The sequence below is a fragment of the Variovorax boronicumulans genome, from assembly GCF_030812215.1.
Lineage (GTDB): Bacteria > Pseudomonadota > Gammaproteobacteria > Burkholderiales > Burkholderiaceae_C > Variovorax > Variovorax boronicumulans_C.
In genome coordinates, this window is sequence record NZ_JAUSSG010000005.1 from 111,703 (window position 1) to 130,842 (window position 19,140).

General features: G+C 68.8%; 17 protein-coding genes. 10 read left to right on the top strand and 7 right to left on the bottom strand.

The annotated features are described in order from the left end of the window. Nucleotides 1–9: 9 nt before the first annotated feature. From ligD to J2W23_RS15085, 3 genes are all read right to left on the bottom strand, one after another. The gene (ligD, locus tag J2W23_RS15075; RefSeq protein WP_307649301.1) at nucleotides 10–2,586 is read right to left on the bottom strand and encodes a DNA ligase D; all 2,577 of its coding nucleotides are present in this window, start codon (nucleotides 2,584–2,586) and stop codon (nucleotides 10–12) included. Nucleotides 2,587–2,598: 12 nt separating this feature from the next. Further along, complete coding sequence (gene ku / locus J2W23_RS15080; RefSeq protein ID WP_307649302.1) at nucleotides 2,599–3,585, bottom strand: non-homologous end joining protein Ku; 987 nt, start codon at nucleotides 3,583–3,585, stop codon at nucleotides 2,599–2,601. A gap of 65 nt (nucleotides 3,586–3,650) precedes the next feature. Next, nucleotides 3,651–4,649 (bottom strand): succinylglutamate desuccinylase/aspartoacylase domain-containing protein, encoded by a 999-nt coding sequence (locus tag J2W23_RS15085; protein WP_307649303.1) that lies wholly within the window; start codon nucleotides 4,647–4,649, stop codon nucleotides 3,651–3,653. Nucleotides 4,650–4,805: 156 nt separating this feature from the next. Between J2W23_RS15085 and J2W23_RS15090 the strand changes: the two genes are divergently transcribed. Continuing rightward, complete coding sequence (locus J2W23_RS15090) at nucleotides 4,806–5,078, top strand: hypothetical protein (protein WP_307649304.1); 273 nt, start codon at nucleotides 4,806–4,808, stop codon at nucleotides 5,076–5,078. On the opposite strand, the gene rpe is transcribed toward J2W23_RS15090, so the two are convergent. Continuing rightward, nucleotides 5,068–5,760, bottom strand: a complete 693-nt coding sequence (rpe, locus tag J2W23_RS15095; RefSeq protein ID WP_307649305.1) for a ribulose-phosphate 3-epimerase — start codon at nucleotides 5,758–5,760, stop codon at nucleotides 5,068–5,070. The genes J2W23_RS15090 and rpe overlap by 11 nt on opposite strands. A gap of 60 nt (nucleotides 5,761–5,820) precedes the next feature. Between rpe and apaG the strand changes: the two genes are divergently transcribed. The 5 genes from apaG to thiL all read left to right on the top strand — a co-directional run bounded on the left by apaG (nucleotide 5,821) and on the right by thiL (nucleotide 11,777). Further along, a complete protein-coding gene (gene apaG, locus J2W23_RS15100) occupies nucleotides 5,821–6,216 on the top strand; it encodes a Co2+/Mg2+ efflux protein ApaG (RefSeq protein ID WP_176660858.1) in 396 nt (131 codons plus the stop codon). Between the two features lie 123 nt (nucleotides 6,217–6,339). After that, nucleotides 6,340–8,322: a site-specific recombinase gene (locus tag J2W23_RS15105; RefSeq protein ID WP_307649306.1), complete on the top strand. Its 1,983-nt coding sequence runs from the start codon at nucleotides 6,340–6,342 to the stop codon at nucleotides 8,320–8,322. After that, nucleotides 8,319–9,590: a cation:proton antiporter gene (locus J2W23_RS15110; RefSeq protein WP_176660856.1), complete on the top strand. Its 1,272-nt coding sequence runs from the start codon at nucleotides 8,319–8,321 to the stop codon at nucleotides 9,588–9,590. The genes J2W23_RS15105 and J2W23_RS15110 overlap by 4 nt, the downstream gene beginning before the upstream one ends. Beyond that, a complete protein-coding gene (locus J2W23_RS15115) occupies nucleotides 9,587–10,795 on the top strand; it encodes a YbdK family carboxylate-amine ligase (protein ID WP_307649307.1) in 1,209 nt (402 codons plus the stop codon). The genes J2W23_RS15110 and J2W23_RS15115 overlap by 4 nt, the downstream gene beginning before the upstream one ends. 22 nt (nucleotides 10,796–10,817) lie before the next feature. Then, a complete protein-coding gene (gene thiL, locus J2W23_RS15120) occupies nucleotides 10,818–11,777 on the top strand; it encodes a thiamine-phosphate kinase (protein WP_307649308.1) in 960 nt (319 codons plus the stop codon). Between the two features lie 115 nt (nucleotides 11,778–11,892). Here thiL and J2W23_RS15125 read toward each other — a convergent pair whose 3' ends face one another. Continuing rightward, on the bottom strand, nucleotides 11,893–12,603 hold the full coding sequence (locus J2W23_RS15125) for a DUF3053 domain-containing protein (RefSeq protein WP_307649309.1): 711 nt from the start codon (nucleotides 12,601–12,603) through the stop codon (nucleotides 11,893–11,895). Between the two features lie 36 nt (nucleotides 12,604–12,639). Next, on the bottom strand, nucleotides 12,640–13,548 hold the full coding sequence (locus tag J2W23_RS15130; RefSeq protein ID WP_307649310.1) for a LysR family transcriptional regulator: 909 nt from the start codon (nucleotides 13,546–13,548) through the stop codon (nucleotides 12,640–12,642). A gap of 102 nt (nucleotides 13,549–13,650) precedes the next feature. Between J2W23_RS15130 and J2W23_RS15135 the strand changes: the two genes are divergently transcribed. Beyond that, nucleotides 13,651–14,658 (top strand): Bug family tripartite tricarboxylate transporter substrate binding protein, encoded by a 1,008-nt coding sequence (locus tag J2W23_RS15135; RefSeq protein WP_307649311.1) that lies wholly within the window; start codon nucleotides 13,651–13,653, stop codon nucleotides 14,656–14,658. 39 nt (nucleotides 14,659–14,697) lie between these two features. Beyond that, nucleotides 14,698–16,407 carry an FAD-dependent oxidoreductase gene (locus tag J2W23_RS15140; RefSeq protein ID WP_307649312.1) on the top strand — a complete coding sequence of 570 codons (1,710 nt, stop codon included), beginning with the start codon at nucleotides 14,698–14,700 and terminating at the stop codon, nucleotides 16,405–16,407. An 18-nt stretch (nucleotides 16,408–16,425) separates the two neighbouring features. Here J2W23_RS15140 and J2W23_RS15145 read toward each other — a convergent pair whose 3' ends face one another. Continuing rightward, on the bottom strand, nucleotides 16,426–17,895 hold the full coding sequence (locus tag J2W23_RS15145) for an MFS transporter (RefSeq protein ID WP_307649313.1): 1,470 nt from the start codon (nucleotides 17,893–17,895) through the stop codon (nucleotides 16,426–16,428). A gap of 181 nt (nucleotides 17,896–18,076) precedes the next feature. Here J2W23_RS15145 and J2W23_RS15150 point away from each other — a divergent pair, with 181 nt between their 5' ends. Both J2W23_RS15150 and J2W23_RS15155 read left to right on the top strand, forming a co-directional pair. Next, nucleotides 18,077–18,604 carry a phosphatidylglycerophosphatase A family protein gene (locus J2W23_RS15150; RefSeq protein ID WP_307649314.1) on the top strand — a complete coding sequence of 176 codons (528 nt, stop codon included), beginning with the start codon at nucleotides 18,077–18,079 and terminating at the stop codon, nucleotides 18,602–18,604. Nucleotides 18,605–18,609: 5 nt separating this feature from the next. Continuing rightward, nucleotides 18,610–19,137 carry a CinA family protein gene (locus tag J2W23_RS15155; RefSeq protein ID WP_307649315.1) on the top strand — a complete coding sequence of 176 codons (528 nt, stop codon included), beginning with the start codon at nucleotides 18,610–18,612 and terminating at the stop codon, nucleotides 19,135–19,137. Nucleotides 19,138–19,140 lie beyond the last annotated feature (3 nt).

Sequence of the window (19,140 nt, forward strand, 5' to 3'; positions counted from 1 at the left end):
CGCCGGTCGCTACGCCGGCTTGTAGTCGAGCATCTTCATCGCCGCGGCAATGCCCCTCCGGCTGCGCTCCATCGCCGCCCATGGCTTGTTGCCGATGGCGAATCGCTCGGCCACATTGGCGATGGTCCATTGCGCGGCACCTGTCAGCGCGGGCAACTCGTCCCACGCCACCGGCACCGACACGCCCAGCCCCGGGCGCGATCGCGCCGACCACGCGCTGACCGTCGTCGCGCCGAAGCCGTTGCGCAGGTAATCGACGAACACCTTTCCCACGCGGTTGCGCGGCCCGCTCTTGGCGACGAAGCGGTCCGGAATCGTCTGCGCCAGATGCACCACCACGGCCTGCGAAAACCCCTTGACCTCGTCCCAGCCGTACTGCCGTCGGATCGGCACCACCACGTGCATGCCCTTGCCGCCGCTGGTCTTGAGAAACGACGGCAGGCCCAGTTCGTCGAGCAGCGTGCGCACCAGCATCGTCGCCTCCTGGATCTGCGGCCAGGCCACGCCTTCGCCGGGGTCCAGGTCGAAGGTCATGCGGTCGGGCCGGTCGATGGCGCGCGAGGTGGCGTTCCAGGTATGCAGCTCGATGACGTTCATCTGCGCGGCGCCGACGAGCCCGGCCTTGCTGTCGATCTGCAGCAGCGGCTCGTGGCCCGGATCGAGCGCGGGGTCCAGCAGCTTGACGCCGGGTATCTCGCGGTTCTGGATGTGCTTCTGGAAGAACAGCTCGCCGCCCACGCCCTCGGGCGCGCGCACCAGCGACACCGGCCGCCCGCGCAGATGCGGCAGCATGAGCGTGCCCACCGCGTCGTAATAGGCGGCGAGTTCGCCCTTGGTGATGCCGCTCTTCGCATCGATCACGCGGTCGGCGTGGGAGATCTTCAGCGCCATGGGTTTTCTTGCTCCTTGCTTCTTCGCGTGCGGTGTGCCCGGTGTTGCTTCGGGAGGCGCCGCCCGTTCGCGCACGATGCCGCGCGCGGGCTTGTCGGCGCGCAGCCCCTGGAACACCGCCTGGCGCACGCGGTCTTCGCGCGTCCATTCGCCGAAGGAGACTTCGGCCACCAGCGTGGGCCTGACCCATTGCGCTTTCGCGTTCACGCCGTCAGGCACGGGCGTGAAGGGGCAGTCTTCGGTGGCAAGCTTGTCCAGCCGCGCCTTGATGTCGGCGAGACGATCCGCGTTGAAGCCGGTGCCCACGTTGCCGCAATAGCGCAGCCGCCCCTTGTCGTCGTGCACACCCAGCAGCAGCGCGCCGAACCCCGAGCGCGCGCCCTTGGGCGCGGTGTAGCCGCCGATCACGAATTCCTGGCGCTGCTGGTTCTTGAGCTTGATCCAGTCTGCCGAACGGCGCGACACATACGGCGAGCCCTTCCGCTTGCCGACGATGCCCTCGAAGCCGATGTGCGCGGACGACGCGAGCAGGTCGCGCGGCGATGCATCGAAGGCCTCGCTCAGGCGCAGCGGCGCCGGCGGCCGCTTGCCGAGCAGGCGGGCCAGTTGCGCGCGCCGCGCTTCGACCGGCTCGTCACGCAGGTCTTGGCCATCGAGAAAGGGCGCGTCGAACAGCCAGTAGACGATGGACGAGGTCGCGCCGCGGTCGAAGGCGTTCTGCAGCGCCTGGAAATCGGGCGCGCCGTTGTCGCCCTCGACGGTGATCTCGCCGTCGAGCCAGGCCGAATCGGTCGGCAGCTTGGCGAGGGCCTTGGCGAGCGCGGGCAGCTTGTCCGTCCAGTCGTGGCCGTTGCGGGTGAAGCAGCGCACCTTGCCCTTCTCGATGCGCGCGAGCAGGCGGTAGCCGTCGAACTTGAGTTCGTAGAGCCAGTCGTCGGGCGACGACGGAGGCGAAGCTGCAAGGGTCGCGAGCTGCGGTTCAAAGGTGGCGGGCAGCGTCGCCTTTTTCGGGGTCGCCTTCTTCGCGGCTTTCTTCTTCCCGGGCTTCTTCACCGCGGCCTTCCTGGCGGGCGCCACCTTCTTCGGCGGACTGTCCACTTCGTCCACGCCGCGGCCGGTCAGCACGCTCGCGGGCTGGTCTTCGAGCACGTCGTAATCGGCAAGATCGCGCGCCGCGTCGTCGCGCTCCTTGATGAGCAGCCACGGCTCGTGCTTCTCGTCGCCCTTGCCGTGCATGCGCACCAGCGTCCAGTGGCCTTTGAGTTTTTCGCCGCGGAGTTCGAACTTGAGCTTGCCGGCCGCGAGCGCCTTGCGCGCGTCGCCCTCTGTGCCCCCTTCCGGCAGCCAGTCGCCGCGGTCCCACACGATGACGGTGCCTGCGCCGTACTGCTTCGGCGGGATCGTGCCTTCGAAATCCGCATACGAGATCGGATGGTCCTCGACATGCACCGCCATGCGCTTGACCGTCGGATCGAGGCACGGCCCCTTCGGCACCGCCCAGCTCTTGAGCGTGCCGTCGAGTTCGAGCCGGAAGTCGTAGTGCAGGTGGCTCGCGTGGTGCTTCTGGACGACGAAGGAGAGCACGCCCTTGCCCGTAAGGCCGCCCTCCCTGGGCTCCGGCGTGCGCGAGAAATCGCGCTTGCCGTGGTAGCGGGAAAGCGCCTTGCGCGCGGTCGAGGCGGTGCGGGTCGCCATGGCGAAGGCGCCTCAGGCCGCGCGGCGATGGCGGGGGGTGGTCTTCGATGCTGTTTTCGAAGCGGCCTTTGCGGCGGGCTTGCGCTTCTTTGCAGCGGGCTTCGCGCGAGGCGCGGGCTCGTCGTCTTCTGCCTCGTCCTCGTCATTGGCCGCGGCCTTCGTCTTTCCGCCCTTGTTGCGCAGGCTGCGCTGCAGCAGTTCGGTGAGGTCGATGATCTTGGCGCCCTTGCCCTCGGTCGACTGGCCCTCTTCGGGCTCGGGCTGCGTCACCGTCTCGGTCTGGCCGGCCTTCACCTTGCGGTCGACCAGGCGCAGGATCTCGTCCTTGAACTCGTCCTTGAATTCCATCGGGTCCCAGTCGCCGCTCATGTCCTCGACGAGTTGCTTGGCCATCTTGAGCTCGCGCTCGGTGAGGCCCGCCTTCTTCGCGTCTTCGGACGGCAGCGGCAGGTCGTTCCACGGGCGGATGTCGGCGCCCCAGCGCAGCAGGTTCAGCACGAGGCCGGGGCCCACAGGCACCAGCACCGCCAGGTGCTGCTTGGTCTGGATCACCACGCGCGCCACGCCCACACGCTCGCTGCGCTGCAAGGTTTCGCGCAGCAGCGCATAGACCTTGGCGCCCTTGTTGATCGGCGCCACGTAGTAGGGCCGCTCCAGGTACACGAACGGAATGCCGTTCGCGGGCACGAAGGTCTCGATCTCGATGGTCTGCGTCGTCTTGGGGTAGGCGGCCGCGATTTCCTTGTCGCTGAGCACCACGTACTCGCCGTCTTCGTATTCCACGCCCTTGACGATGTTCTCGCGCGTGATTTCCCTGCCGGTCTTCTTGTTGATGCGCTTGTAGCCGACCGGGTCCATGCTGCGCTTGTCGAGCCAGTCGAAGTCAATGCCGTGGTCGGTGGTGGCCGAATAGAGCGCCACCGGAATGTGGACGAGGCCGAAACTGATGGCGCCCTTCCACAGGACGCGCGGCGCGGGGGCTTTTTTCGAGACGGGCATGGGCACACTCCTTCAGTTTCGGAATGTGTGCCGCGCCCCGGGCCGCGCGGTGTAGGAACGCGGCCTCAGGCCGTGCCGGTCGCCGGCCCGAGCATTCGCTCGCTCGGGTGCGCGAAGTAGAACCATTCGGTGCCCGGCAGCGCGAGCGCGTTGGGGAACACGATGAAGCCGTCGCCGGGCGCGGTCACCAGCGTGCCGTCGTGGCGCATGCCGACTGGCTCGCCGCGCTGCACCGCGTCGAAGGTGGCCCAGTCGCGCACGAAGCTGTCTTCTTCATGCAGGCGGTCGGTCACGCTGGCCAGGCGCAGCAGCTTGGGCTGTACCGATGCTGCAGGCAGCGCGGCCGGCAGCGGCGCCATGCCCAGCAGCGCGAGCGTGCGGCGGATGGCGCGCCACGCCACCTCGGGCGCCTCGGGGTCCTGGTGCTGGCCGCATTCGAGCGTGACGCCGTAGCCGCCGCAGCTGCGGATGTATTCGTTGGTGCCCCGGCCGAAGTCGAGCGCGGCCTCGTCGGCCGGTGCGCCGCCCGCGCGCTGCGCGAGGCCGGCGGCGTAGATGTCGAGCCAGCCTTCCACCACGATGGGCGTGCCGATGTGCAGCGCAAGCTGGCCCTCTTCATAGGAACGCGCAAAGGGCTCCAGCGTGCCGGTGTTGTCGCGCGGGCCGATCATCGCGAAGGCCTCGCCCTCGCTCTGGAAGGAATGCAGGTCGAGCAGCACCTCGTGGCGCGCGATGACGGGCGCGAGGCGGTTGGTGATGCGGGCTTCGTAGTCGACGGGCTCGTCGGTCGGGCGGAACAGGCGGTTGAGGTTGCGCTCGCCTTCGCGCTGCAGGCGCCGGCGCGCCAGCGGGTTGGCCACGGGCACCAGCGTCAGCTCGCCGCGCTGCAGCTGCAGCGTGCCGGCATCGAACTCGGCCAGGACGCGCTCGATGCCCGCGGTGCCGCAGGTCTCGTCGCCGTGCACGCCGCCGATCACGAGCAGGCGCGGACCGGGATGGAGCGAGGCGAAGGTGTGGATGCGCAGGCTGTCGGTCGCCACGCCGGCAAAAGGATCGGAAGACATGCGGGGGATTATTGCGGAGGCCCTTTCGTCGGCGCAAAGCCGCTATCTGTTTCATAGCACCCGAGCGGCCACCTACAGGGCCTGCCTTGCATGTCCTACCGCCGAGGCCGGCCTTGCGGGGCACGCTGCCAGGCAACGCCACGAAGGAGCCATCGCATGACCCGAGCCAAGACCAGCCAGAACCCGCCCACCGATCCGAAAGACCCGTCGAAGGACGCGGGCGGCGGCAAGACCAATGTCGAACAGGGCGGCGAATCGGCGCCGCGCCTGCCGCACGAGCACGACCAGTCGTCGGACAGCCAGCAGACCCCGGACGGCAAGCCCACCAGGGTGGGCCGCCAGGCGCATGACGACGTGGAACGCGGCGTGGTCGACACCGACCGCGGGCCGGAGGCCGACCGCGTCTACAACGACAAGGTCAGGCGCTGACGCCGGCTAGGTTCTTGCGCATCTCGCCGATCACCGCGCCGTAGTCCTTGGCATTGAAGATCGCGCTGCCGGCCACGAAGGTGTCGGCGCCGGCCGAGGCCACGCGCGCGATGTTGTCGGCCTTGATGCCGCCGTCCACTTCGAGGCGGATGTCGCGCCCGCTTTGCTCGATGCGCTTGCGCGCGAGTTCGATCTTGCGCAGGGCCGAGTCGATGAAGCTCTGGCCGCCGAAGCCGGGGTTCACGCTCATGATGAGGATGAGATCGATGTCGTCGATGGCCCAGTCCAGCGCCTCCAGGCCCAGCCCCGGGTTGAACACCAGCCCCGCCTTGCAGCCCGCGGCCTTGATGGCCTGGATGCTGCGGTGCACATGGGGCGATGCGTCGGGGTGGAAGCTGATGTAGTCGGCGCCCGCTTGCGCAAAAGAGGCCGCCAGGGCGTCGACCGGCTGGATCATCAGGTGCACGTCGACCGGCACCGGCGTGCCGTCGGCCTTCTTGGCGTAGGGCTTGAGCGCCTGGCAGATCATCGGGCCGAAGGTCAGGTTCGGCACGTAGTGGTTGTCCATCACGTCGAAATGGATCCAGTCGGCGCCGGCGGCGATCACGTCGGTCAGTTCCTGGCCGAGGTGGGCGAAGTCGGCCGAGAGGATGGAGGGGGCGATGCGGAACGGGGTGCTCATAACCCCGGATTCTCGCAGCGAGCGGAAGTCCGAGGAAAGGCCTCCGTTACCATCCGCCCCATGTCACACAGCCCCTTCAGCGTCCAGGTCGAGCCACGCTACCTGGCCGACCAGTCCTCCCCGAAGGACAACATCTACACCTTCTCCTACACGATCACCATCACCAACGTGGGCTCGGTGGGTGCGCAACTGATCGCGCGTCACTGGCTCATCAACGACGCTTCGGGCCATCCGCAGGAAGTGAAGGGCCTGGGCGTGATCGGCCAGCAGCCGCTGCTGGCGCCGGGCGAATCGTTCCGCTACACCAGCGGGTGCCGGCTGCAGGCGGCGAGCGGCACGATGCATGGCAGCTTCTTCGTGGTGACCGAGGAAGGCGAGCGTTTCGATGTGCCCGTGCCGATGTTCGTGCTCGAGGCCGACATCGGCGGTGCACCCGTATCCCGCGTGCTGCACTAGGCGCTCCCCCAGGCTTCGCGCACTTCGTGTCGCTTCTCCTTCCCCCTCGCCGGGGGCAACACCGGCGGCCCGGCGAAGCCGGTTCGGCGGTGTTCCTTGTATTGAATTGAACTCCTGACTCCCATGGCTGCCGCATCGCGCGACTTGCAGGGGCTGCTTGCCGGCCTCGACCCCACGGCCGATGTGGCGCAGCGCCACATCTGGCTCATCAATCTCTTCGACTGGCTGCGCGGCGACCGCGCATCGCCCCAGGCGGCGATCGGCCGCGTCTCCTTGCTGCTGGACGCCGTCGAGGCGCGGCCCGAGCTGCGCGAGCGCCTGCGCGCCTGGTGGCGCGTGTTCACGCAGTCGGTCGACCTGACCACGCTGCTGGCCGACTACGGCTTCGCGCCGCGCACCGCGTTCGTGAGCGAACTGAGCGAACGGCTGCGCCGCAAGATCCTGCCCGGCACGCCCGAGACCACCGATGCGTCGGACCTGTTCCGCATGGTGCTGCCCGGCGTGTTCGACGCCGGCTGGATCGCGCTGCTCGACGAAACCCAGCTCGCCCGCATCGGCGCGCTGCTGGCCGACGCGACGGTGGACGCCGGCGGCGCGCCGCGCTGGCGCCATACCGTGATGGATGCAGTCACCTACTGCGCCAGCCAGGTGGTGGCGGCCGGTTTCTCGCCCGAGCTGCGCCTGCGCATGAACCCGGAACACCACGAGGCGCGCTCCTTCCACGCGCTGATGGCCGACCTCGACGAACTGCGCGAGCAGATGTTCGAGCAGCCCGCGGGCGCAGAAAGCGAAGAAGCGCTGCAGGCCGCCTTCGTCGCCTTCCGTGACCGGCTCGATGCCTGCCGCGCCAGCGCTGCATCGGTCTACACGCACCTGGAAGACAACGGCATCTCGGTCGGCCTGGTGTTCCGGCTGCGCCAGTTGCGCGAGCGTGTGCTGCGCATCCGCGAGCTGCTCGACTGCCTGATGTCGCCCGTGCCCGCGCCCAGCGTGGCGCGGCTCATCGGCAAGCTGGTGCTGGCGGGCGGGGAGCGCAACAGCATCCGGGCACTGGTCGCCTCGAACTCGTCGATGCTCGCGGCCAAGGTGACCGAGCGCAGCGCCGAGACCGGCGAGCACTACATCACCCGCGACCGCACCAGCTACCTGCAGATGGTGAAAAAGGCTGCGGGCGGCGGCGCGCTCACGGCCGTGACGGTGCTGCTGAAATTCGGCATCTACGCGCTGGCACTGTCGGCCTTCTGGGCCGGCCTCGCCTCGGGCCTGATGTATGCGGCGAGCTTCGTCGCGATCCAGCTGCTGCACCTGACGCTCGCCACCAAGCAGCCCGCGATGACGGCACCGGCGCTCGCGGCGCGGCTGCGCGACATCAAGGCGGATGGAGCGGTGGACCACTTCGTCGACGAAGTGGCCAACCTCGTGCGCTCGCAGGTGGCGGCGGTGCTGGGCAACGTGCTGGTGGTGGTGCCGGCGATGGTCGCGCTCGCGCTCCTGGTGCAGTACGCGCTCGGGCGGCCGCTGCTGGATGCGGCGCATGCCGCAGCCACGCTGAATTCGCTCTCGCTCGCCGGGCCGACCGCGCTTTTCGCGGCAATCACCGGCATCCTGCTGTTTTCGGCCAGCATCGTCGCCGGATGGACAGAAAACGCCTTTGTCCTGCATCGCCTGGACTCCGCCATGCGTTACAACCCACGCATCGGTGCCTTTCTGGGTGCCGCCCGGGCTCGCCGCTGGGCCACCTTCATGCGCACACACATCTCAGGCTTCGCCTCCAACATCTCGCTGGGACTCATGCTCGGACTGCTGCCCGCGTTCGCGGGTTTCTTCGGGCTTGGGCTGGATGTGCGCCACGTGACACTCTCAGCCGGGCAGATTGCCGCGGCCGCGGCATCCACGGGGCTGTCGGTGCTGCAGCACCCCGCCCTCTGGTGGGCGGTGGCGGCGATCCCTGTGATCGGTGCGCTCAATGTGAGCGTGAGTTTCTATTTCGCATTCCGCCTCGCGCTGCGTGCGCACAGCGTGAGCCTCGGTGATCGCGCCCGCATTCGCAGCGCCATCTGGGCGCGCTGGCGCAGCCGGCCTGTGAGCTTCTTTCTACCTGCATGAATTTGACAAGCCTCCTCAACGATCTGCTGGGCTTCTGGTCCGAATGGGCCCGCCCTTCGGCCGGCCTGCCCATCGTGCTCTGGTCGCTGCTGCTGGCCGCGGCCGCCGCCTCCGGCCACCTGGTCCAACGCTATCTGGGGCTGCCCAAGGTGATCGGCTACTCGCTGGTGGGCGCGGTCGTCGGCTTTGCCGGCTTCGAGGGGGCGATCTGGCCGCTTCGCGGCATCAGCCTGTTCCTGCTCGAGCTGGGCGTGGCGGTGGTGCTGTTCGAAGCCGGCGGCCGGCTGCCGCTGCGCTGGTTCCGTCACAACCCGATGGTGCTGGTGCAGAGCTTGCTCGAAGCCACGCTGACGTATTTCGGCGTGTTCTGGACGCTGCAGCTGCTCGGCCTGCCCGACCCGGTAGCCAACCCGATCGCGTTGATGGCCATCATCGCCTCGCCCGCGGTGTTGAGCCGCGTGATCATCGACACCCGCGCCGCGGGGCCCGTCACCGAGCGCGCGATGACGCTGGCCACGCTCAACACCTTCTATGCGCTCGCGCTCGGCTACGCGCAGGCCGGCCTCATCGAGCGCGCGCCGCAGACCCTGCTGCAGAAGCTCTACCCGGTGGCGGTGGTGCTCGGCCTCTCGTTCGTGGTCGGCGCGATCATGGCGCTGGCCCTGCGCACCGCGCTGCGCGTGATGAGCCCGACGAGCGAGAACACCTCGATCCTGCTGCTCGCGCTCATCGCGGCCGGCGCGGCGCTCACCGCGCACGTCGGCGGCTCGGCGCCGCTGGCGGCGCTGATCGGCGGCGTGCTGCTGAAAACCCTCAACCCCAAGCCCTGGGCATGGCAACGGCAGCTCGGCACCGCGGCGTCGCTTCTCACCATGCTGATGTTCGTGCTGGTCTCCATCGTGGCGGCGCAGGCCGACTGGACATTGCCGGTGGCCAGCGTGGTGCTGGCCGTGATCGGCGTGCGCATGGTCGCCAAGATTTCCGGCGTGGCCATTGCCAACCCCGGCAGCGGCGCGAGCTGGAAGCAGGCCTTCTGGGTCGGCTGCGCGATGTCGCCGCTGTCGTCGATCGCCCTTCTGATCGCATCGAATTTCGCCACCGCGTCGCCACTGCTCGGCACCATGATCACGCAGGTCGCCCTGCCGTCGATCCTGCTGATGGAAGTGGTGGGCGCCGTGCTCGCCACCGTGGCCATCCATGCGGTCGGCGAGAGCTCGGTGCCCTGGGCGCCCCAGGCCTTCAGCACCACCGAGGACACGCAGCGATGAGCACCGCCCTCCAGACCCCCATCGATCCGGACAGTGACGACGTGCGCTCGGCACCGCTTGCGGCCGCCCCCGACAGCCGCGCGGTCAAACTCGAACCGTTCAACAAGTCCGAGGCGCTGTCGCTCGGCGTGGAGCTCGAGCTGCAGCTCGTGAACACCCACGACTACGACCTCGCGCCCTACGCCGAGGACATGCTGCGCCTGATGGCGCAGACGCCCCTGCCCGGCAGCGTGGTGCCCGAGATGACCTCGAGCATGATCGAGATCTCCACCGACATCTGCCACTCGGCGGCGGACGTGATCAAGCAGCTCTCGCCGATCCGCGAGGCGCTCATCAGGAACGCCGACAAGCTCAACATCGCGGTGGTCGGCGGCGGCACGCATGCGTTCCAGCAATGGCACGAGCGGCGCATCTACGACAAGCCGCGCTTTCGCGAACTGTCGGAGCTGTACGGCTACCTCTCCAAGCAGTTCACCATCTTCGGCCAGCATGTGCACATCGGCTGCCCCGATGCCGATGCAGCTCTGCTGATGCTGCACCGCATGTCGCGCTACATCCCGCACTTCATCGCGCTGTCGGCCTCGTCGCCATTCGTGCAGGGGCAGGACACGCAGTTCGACTCGGCGCGGCTGAATTCGGTGTTCGCGTTCCCGCTTTCGGGCCGCGCGCCGTTCACGCTGAGCTGGAAAGAGTTCGAGGCGTACTTCGAGCGCATGACCCGCACCGGCGTCGTGCGCAGCATGAAGGACTTCTATTGGGACATTCGCCCCAAGCCCGAATTCGGCACCATCGAGATCCGCGTGTTCGACACGCCCCTCACGGTGGAGCGCGCCGCCGCGCTCGCGGGCTATGTGCAATCGCTCGCCGCCTGGTTCCTGCAGGAGCAGCCTTTCGAGCCGACGGAGGACGACTACCTCGTCTACACCTACAACCGCTTCCAGGCCTGCCGCTTCGGGCTCGACGCGGTGTACGTCGATCCGGCCAGCGGCCAGCACATGCCGCTGCGCGACCACATCCTGATGACGATGACACAGCTCGAATGGCACAGCGAGGCGCTCAACGCCACGCAGGCGCTGGGCGAACTGCGCACCAGCGTGGAGGCCAACCGCAACGATGCGCGGTGGCTGCGGGAGAAGCAGGGGAAGGAGCGGTTGCTGGCGGAGGTGGTGCGGCAGGCGGCGTTGAGGTTCAGGGGCGCCGCCTGAGCACCCCTTATGCTCCACCCCCATGGGTGAATTCGACCTGATCACACGCTACTTCAAACGCCCCGCCAAGCGCTCCCCGCTGGGCGTCGGCGACGACTGCGCCTTGCTCGCACCCGCGCCGGGCATGCAGCTCGCCGTGTCCTCCGACATGCTGGTCGAGGGCCGGCACTTTCTCTCGACCGTCGAGCCGGCGCGCCTCGGCCACAAGGCGCTGGCGGTGAACCTCAGCGACCTCGCGGCCTGCGGCGCGAAGCCGCTGGCCTTCACGCTCGCGCTCGCATTGCCTGGCGTGGACGAGCACTGGCTCGAAGGCTTTTCGCGCGGCCTCTTCGCGCTTGCGGACGAACACGGCTGCGAACTCGTGGGCGGCGACACCACGCGCGGCCCGCTCAACATCTGCATCACGGTGTTCGGCGAAGTGCCCGCCGGCGCGGCGCTGCTGCGCTCGGGCGCGCGGGCCGGCGACGATATCTGGGTCAGCGGCACGCTGGGCGATGCGCGGCTGGCGCTCGAGGTGTTTCGCGGCACGATGGCATTGCCTGCCGATGTGTTCGCGCAAGCCCGCATGCGGATGGAACAACCCACGCCGCGCGTGGCGCTGGGGCAGGCCCTGCGCGGCATCGCATCGTCGGCAGTGGATGTGAGCGATGGCTTGGTCGGCGACCTGGGCCACATTCTCGGATCGAGCAACGTGGGCGCCACGCTCGATGCCGATGCGGCCGTGAGCACGGTGGTTGCGGCCGCCACGCCCGGCGTGGGCGTCGAGATGCTGCGCACCTGCGCGTTGTCAGGCGGCGACGACTACGAGTTGGTGTTCACCGCACAGCCCTCGGCGCGCGCGGCGGTCGAGCAAGCCGGCAAGAACAGCGCCACACGCTTGACGCGCATCGGCCGCATCGATGCCGAAGCAGGCCTGCGCATCGTCGACGCGAGCGGCGCGCCGGTGTCGCAGCGCTTCGGCTCGTTCGACCACTTCAACTGACCGACTGAGGCTTTTTCGTGAAACACCGCGGAACCGGCTTTGCCGGGCCGCTGGTGTTGCCCCCGGTAGGGGGTTGGAGAAGCGACACGAAGTGCGCGAAGCCTGGGGGCGAGCCTCATCCTCCGCGGACCACCGCCTGCATCTTGCGCTGCGCGGCGTTGATCGCCGCGGACTGGCCGTTCAAGTTCTGCAGCATCTTGTTGAGTTCCGCCTGCAGGGCCGGATCGGTCACCGTCACCGACGCGCCGGAGATCTGGATCTTCGACTTGTTCTGCTGCAGGAACTCGCCCACGGCCAGCGCGCCGTCGAAGGTGGTGTCGAGCGCGGGGAATACTTCCTTGAAGGTGGCGGCCGGCGTCGAGACGGTCTTCTCGTAAGCCTTGTCGTAGACCTGCTTCAGGTCGTCGGGCTGCTTGAGCTGCGCGCGTGCCGCATCGGCCTTGGCCAGTTGCTGGTCGAGCGCGGTGCGAAGACCCGCAAGCCCCTCCTTTGCCGCCTTGAGGTCGTCGCGGCGCGTTGCCAGGTCGCCGATGGAGCGCAGCGCGCCCTTGGCCATGACCTCGCCCATCGGCTGGCTCACCGACTTGTTCATGCCCTCGGTGAAGTCGGTGATCACCGCGTAGTGCTTGGCGTAGTCGCCGAAGGACGCCTTCTGCTCTTCGCTCGGAGACGGCACGCGGAGGCCCGGCTTGTCGAGCACGCGGGTCTGGAGGAATTCGATGAAGGCGGTGCGCTGCTCGGCCTCCTTGTTGCCGCAGGCCGCAAGCATGAGGCCGAAGGCCAGGACGAGCGACAGGGCGCCCATGCGTTGAATGAAAGCTTTCATGGGACGGGCCCTCCCCGATTTGTGTGGATCGAAAAATTATAGAGAGCGCTTGATGGCGTCGATCAGCGCGCGCGCCGCGACCGACAGCGAGTGGCCGCGCTTGGTGACCACCGAGATGTCGCGCGAGACACGCGGCGCGCTGAGCACCTTGATCACCAAGGACGGCTCGTTCGCATCGCGCGCGAAGGCCGAGGGCATGATCGATGCGCCCATGCCGCTGGCCGTCATCCAGAGTGCCGTGGAGAGAAAGGACACCTCGTTCACGACGTCCAGCGCCACGCCGGCGTCCGCGGCGGTGCCGTCGATGAGCGGGCGCACGCCGTAGCCGGGACGCACGGTGATGACGGGGTGGCCGGCCAGGTCGGTCCATCGCACCACGCGCGCCTTGGCCAGGGGATGGTCGTTCCGGCACACGAGCGCGAGGTGGTCGCGCATGAGCCGCTGCACCTCGACCTCGGCACCGGGCCGCTCGGGCGTGCCGATGCCGAAGTCCACATGCTCGCCGAGGATGCGCGAGATGAACTGGTCGGGCGCGCAGTCGTTGACCATCACGCGAACTTTCGGGTGCTCTTCGCTGAAGCTGCGGATCGCCGCAGGCAGCAGGAAGGTGGCGAGCGTGGGCGTGATGGCCAGGGAAACACGCCCGCGCTCGAGCGTGCTGAGCTCGCGAAACCCGGTCGAGAGCGAATCGATGTCGCGCAGGATGCGCTCGGCCATCGGCAGCATTTCGTTGGCCGCCGCGGTCGGCTTGAGCGAGCGCGTGGTGCGGTCGAACAGGCGCGTGCCCAGGCCCTCTTCGAGCTGGCGGATCAGCATGCTCACCGCGGACTGGGTCACGAAGAGCTTCTGCGCGGCCGCACTGAGCTTGCGCAGTTGGTGCACCGCGAGGAACGCACGCAGCTGGCGAATCGTCGGGCTGAACGTAGGACCGAAGTTTTCATTCATAAGGCGATCTGATATTTGATACGAAATTTCTGGATTTACGAATGAATTTCCGTATCGTTCAATGGCTCCAAACAAAGTAAAAAGAGAAATCAAGGAGTTCAAATGACAGCACCGATCGCCAGCAAGGCGCAGCGGCTTCGCAGGCAATTGCTGCTGGCCACGGCCTGTACCTTCTTCGGTGCCCCGTCCTTCGCGCAGGCGCCCGCCCCCGATTTCCCCTCTCATCCCATTCGCATGGTGGTGACTTTCCCGCCCGGCGGGAGCGCGGACGCGGTGGTGCGCATGCTGGTGCCGCGGCTCAACGAGAAGCTGGGCCAGCAGGTGGTGGTGGACAACCGGCCCGGCGCCGGTGGCAACGTCGGCCTCACGCTGGTGGCGAAGGCGCCGGCCGACGGCTACACGCTCGGGCTGGGCGCGGCGGGGGCGCTCACCGCCAATGTGAACTTGTATCCGCAGATGCCCTTCGACCCGGTGAAGGACTTCAAGCCGGTCGGCATGGTCGCTGCCACGCCGTTCGTGATCGTCGGGCATCCCTCGGTGGGCGCGCGCACGCTGCGCGAGCTGATCGCGCTGGCCAAGGCGAAGCCGGGCACGCTCTCGATGGGCCACGGCGGCAACGGCACCGCGATGCACCTGTCGACCGCGCTCTTCGCGCAGATGGCCGATGTGAAGCTGATCGAGGTGCCCTACCGCGGCTCCGGCCCGGCGGCGCTCGACGCGATGGCGGGCCAGGTGCAGCTCGCGCTGGTCGACCTGCCTGCCTCGCTGCAGCAGATCCGGGCCGGCAAGCTGATCGCCTTTGGCGTAACGAGCGCGCAGCGCGTGCCGATGCTGCCCGACGTGCCCACGGTGGCCGAAGCGGGCCTGCCGGGCTACAACTCGACCGGCTGGTTCGGCGTGGTGGCGCCGGCCGGCACGCCCGCGCCCATCGTGGCGCGGCTCAACGCCGAGATCAACGCCGCGCTCGGCGACGAACAGATCAAGGCCTCGATGCGCAACCTCGGCGCGGAGCCCGCACCGGCATCGACCGAGGCCTTCGAGGCCTACATCCGCAGCGAAACGAAGAAGTGGGCCAAGGTGATCCAGGTCGCCAACATCAAGCTCGACTGACAGAACAAGACAGACAGAGACAACAGGCAGGAAAGAACCATGAGCGACACCACACTCAAGGCCGACGTTCTCATCATCGGTGCAGGCCCCGTGGGCCTCACGCTGGCGATGGACCTCGCATCGCGTGGCATCTCGGTGATCATCTGCGAGACCCGCCGCTTCGCCGAACCGCCGAACGTGAAGTGCAACCACGTGGCCTCGCGCACCATGGAGCAGTTCCGGCGCCTGGGCGTGGCGCAGAAGCTGCGCGATGCCGGCCTGCCCGCCGACTACCCGAACGACGTGGTGTTCCGCACCACGGTGACGGGCACCGAGCTCACGCGCATTCCGATCCCTTGCCGGCGCGACCGCTACACCGAAACCGAGGGGCCCGACGCCTGGTGGCCCACGCCCGAGCCGCCGCACCGCATCAACCAGATCTACCTGGAGCCCATCCTCCTGAAGCACACGGCGGCGCTGCCGGGCGTGCAGTTGCTCAACCGCACGCAGTTCGCGGGCTTCACGCAGGACCGGGAAGGCGTGACCGCCATCGCCACCGAGATGGACAGCGGCGTCACGCGCAGCATCCGCTGCCGCTACATGGTCGGCTGCGACGGCGGCAGCTCGGCGGTGCGCAAGCAGATCGGCGCCAAGCTCGAGGGCACGGCAGTCATCCAGCGCGTGCAGTCCACCTTCATCCGCGCGCCGCAGCTGCGCGCCATGATTCCCGGCAAGCCGGCGTGGTCGTACTACGCGATGAACCCGCGCCGCTGCGGCACGATGTTCGCCATCGACGGACACGAGACCTGGCTGGTGCACAACCACCTCAATGCCGAGGAGCCCGAGTTCGATTCGGTCGACCGCGACCAGGCGCTGCGCGACATCCTGGGCGTGGGCCCCGACTTCCGGTACGAGATCATCAGCAAGGAAGACTGGATCGGCCGGCGTCTCGTGGCCAACCGTTTTCGCGACGGCCACGTGTTTCTCGCAGGCGACGCGGCGCACCTGTGGGTGCCGTACGCGGGCTACGGCATGAACGCGGGCATCGCCGATGCGCTGAACCTCTCGTGGCTGCTCGGTGCCTGCGTGCAGGGCTGGGGCGACGAGGCGATGCTGGACGCCTACGAGGCCGAGCGCCAGCCGATCACCGAGCAGGTCTCGAACTTCGCGATGGACCATGCACAGAAGATGATCCGCGCGCGCCGCGCCGTGCCGCAGAACATCGAGGCGCCCGGCGCCGAAGGCGATGCGCTGCGCGCCGACATCGGCAGCGAGGCCTATGCGCTCAACGTGCAGCAGTTCTGCTGCGCCGGACTGAACTTCGGCTACTTCTACACGGGCTCGCCGATCATCATCGCGGACGGCGAGCACACCGCGCCGCCCTACTCGATGGGCGACTTCACGCCCTCCACCGTGCCGGGTTGCCGCGCGCCGCACTTCTGGCTGGCCGACGGCCGCTCGCTGTACGACGCGTTCGGCCCCGGCTACACGCTGCTGCGCTTCGACCGCAGCGTGGATGTGCGCCCCCTGGAGCGCGCCGCGCAGACCTACAACATGCCGCTCACGGTGCTCGACATCGAGACCGAGGAAGTGCCCAAGGCCTACGCCCACCGCCTGGTGCTCTGCCGCGCGGACCAGCACGTCGCCTGGCGCGGTGCGCACCTGCCATTCGATGTGTACGACCTGGTGGCCATCCTGCGCGGCGATGCCAAGCGGGTGCGCGAGCGCAAGCGGGCGCTGGCGTGGGAAGGCGTCGTCGCCGCCGCCTGAGTTCGTTGCCCTCGCGGCTCACCAACCGCGCGGTGCGACCACCCGGTACGCCAGCAGTGCGGCCAGCGCGGGAGCGAGCGCGAAGCTCGCGAAGAGCCACACGGCCGCCGACTGCGCACCCACCACGCCACCCGGCAGCATGAGCCCCGCCGCATTGGCCACCAGCCCCGCCACCGCGGCGCCCACGGCCATGCCGTAGAGCTGGATCGTGGTGATCGAGGCGGAGGCCAGCCCCTCTTCTCCCTTGGGCGCCAGCGACAGCACCCGCGTCACGAGGTGCGGCCAACCAATGCCCACGCCCGCGCCCACGACGGCGAGCGCCACGGCAACCAGCACGGTCTCGAAGCCCGCGCCCAGATGCCCGGGGAACGGCAGCAGCAGCGCCAACGCCACGAGCCCCAGCGTGCAGGCCACGGGACCGGCGCGCAGCATGCGGTCGGCGCCCGCACCGGTGCGCCCCGACGACAGCAGCGAGCCCGCGCTCCAGCCGCCGGCCATGGCGGCCGTGAGGTAGCCCGCCGCGAGTGGCGAATGGCCATGGAGCAATTGCAGGAAGTACGGCACGAAGATCTCGGTGGTCGTGCCGATCAGCAGCAGCGCGACGCTCGCGTAGATGGCGCCCAGCGGCGCGCCCAACATGTACGCGCCGGTCGGCAGGAGCCGCACCGTGGCCTGGCGATCGACGCGCGTGGCGACGATGCCGATGCCCAGGCCGAGCACCACGCCCGCCGCCTGCAAGGCCAGGTCGGACAGGAGTCCGCCCGCCGCGATCACCAGCACCGAGGTGGCCAGCAAGCCGATCTGCGGGGCCGGAATGCGCGGCATGTTCGACGGCCTGGCGTGATGCACGCCGGCACCTGGCCGCAACTGCACCCCCACCAGCAACGCCTGCGCGGCGGCCACCGGCAGCAGGAACCAGAAAGCCCAGCGCCAGTGCCCCGATTGCGCGAACAGCCCGCCCACCGCCGGCCCGCACAGCGTGGCGACGCCCCACATGCCCGACACCAGCGCCACCGCGCGCGGCCACAGCCGCTGCGCGAACACCAGCTGGATCAACGCGTAGCTCAGCGCCGCGAGCATGCCGCCGCCCAGCCCCTGCACCGTGCGGCCGGCGAGCATCCAGTGCATCGCCGGCGCGAGCGCGCAGCCCATCGAGCCGGCGGTGAACACGGCCAGCGCGGCGAGGCACGCGCCGCGCGGGCCGAGCACCGCGAGCAGCCGCACCGACAGCGTCGCCCCGAGGATCGAGCCCACCACGAAGAGCGTGGTGCTCCATGCGTACCAGTCGAGCCCGCCGATCTCGCGCACCACCGAGGGCAGCACCGTGGTCACGATGTGGACGTTGACCGCATGCAGCGCGACGCCCCCGGTGAGCGCCAGCGCGCGCCAGCCGTTGCGGCCGGTGAAGAGCTCGCCCCATCCGGCCGTAGCCGGCGGCGAAATCAAGGAAGGATCGGCGGTGGAGGAAGAAGAAGCGGCAGGCGGCATGGCGAACCCGAAAGGCTGGAAAGGAGCCCGGATCCTAGGCGCCGACGGCCAATTAAACAAGCTATTGCTTTGATAAATAAAGCCAAGCCCTGAATCGCCCGACGCCCGGATGCGCGACACTTCGGGCCTGATGCAAGCCGCTTCTCCTTCTTCTTCCTCTCACGCCACCGCTTCCGGCGCCATGCCCCAACCCTCGATCCGCCGCCCCACCGTGCGCTTTCTGTTCGGGCACCCGGCGCACGCCATCGCGCTGGGCTTCGGCTCGGGGCTGCCGCGCTTCGCGCCCGGCACCGTGGGCACGCTCTGGGCCTGGGTCGCCTTCGCGGTGATGCAGCTGTGGTTCACGCCGGCCACCATCGGCTGGATCATCCTGGCGTCGCTTCCCATCGGCTGGTGGGCCTGCACGGTGACCGCGCGCGACATGAACCTTGCCGACCCCGGCGCCGTGGTGTGGGACGAGGTCGTCGCCTTCTGGATCGTGCTCTGGCTGGTCACGCCGGCCGGCCTTTTCGCGCAGGCCATCGCCTTCGGCCTGTTCCGCTTCTTCGACGCCGCCAAGCCCGGCCCCGTCGCCTGGGCCGATGCGCTGTTCAAGCAGCGCGATGCCACCCAGGTGCGCTGGTGGCGCGCAGGCTTCGGCATCATCCTCGACGACCTGGTGGCGGCCTTCTGCACGCTCCTGGTCATTGCACTCTGGCGCGCCTGGTGAACACCATGGATTCTTCTTTTCCTTCGACGTTGTCGTCGCCGCTCCCCGACCAGGACACGCCCGCGCTGGTCGCGGCGGTGGCCGAACGGCTGCTGCAAAAAGGCTGGATGCTCTCCACCGCCGAGAGCTGCACCGGCGGCCTGATCGCCGCGGCCTGCACCGAACTGGCGGGTTCGAGCGCATGGTTCGAGCGCGGCTTCATCACCTATTCCAACGCGGCGAAGACCGAGCTGCTGGGCGTCGATGCGGCGTTGATCGATGCCCACGGCGCGGTCAGCGAGCCGGTGGCGCGCGCCATGGCCTTGGGCGCCATCGCGCGCTCGGCCCCGTCGCGCGCTGCCATCGCGGTGACCGGCATTGCCGGCCCCACGGGCGGCACGCCCGAAAAGCCGGTCGGCACGGTGTGGTTCGGCTGGTGCGTTGACGGGCAGATCCGCACCGAGCGCCGCCGCTTCGACGGCGACCGCGCCACGGTGCGCGCGGCCACGGTGCACTACGCGCTCCAGACGCTGGTGACGCTGCTGGGCGAATAAGCC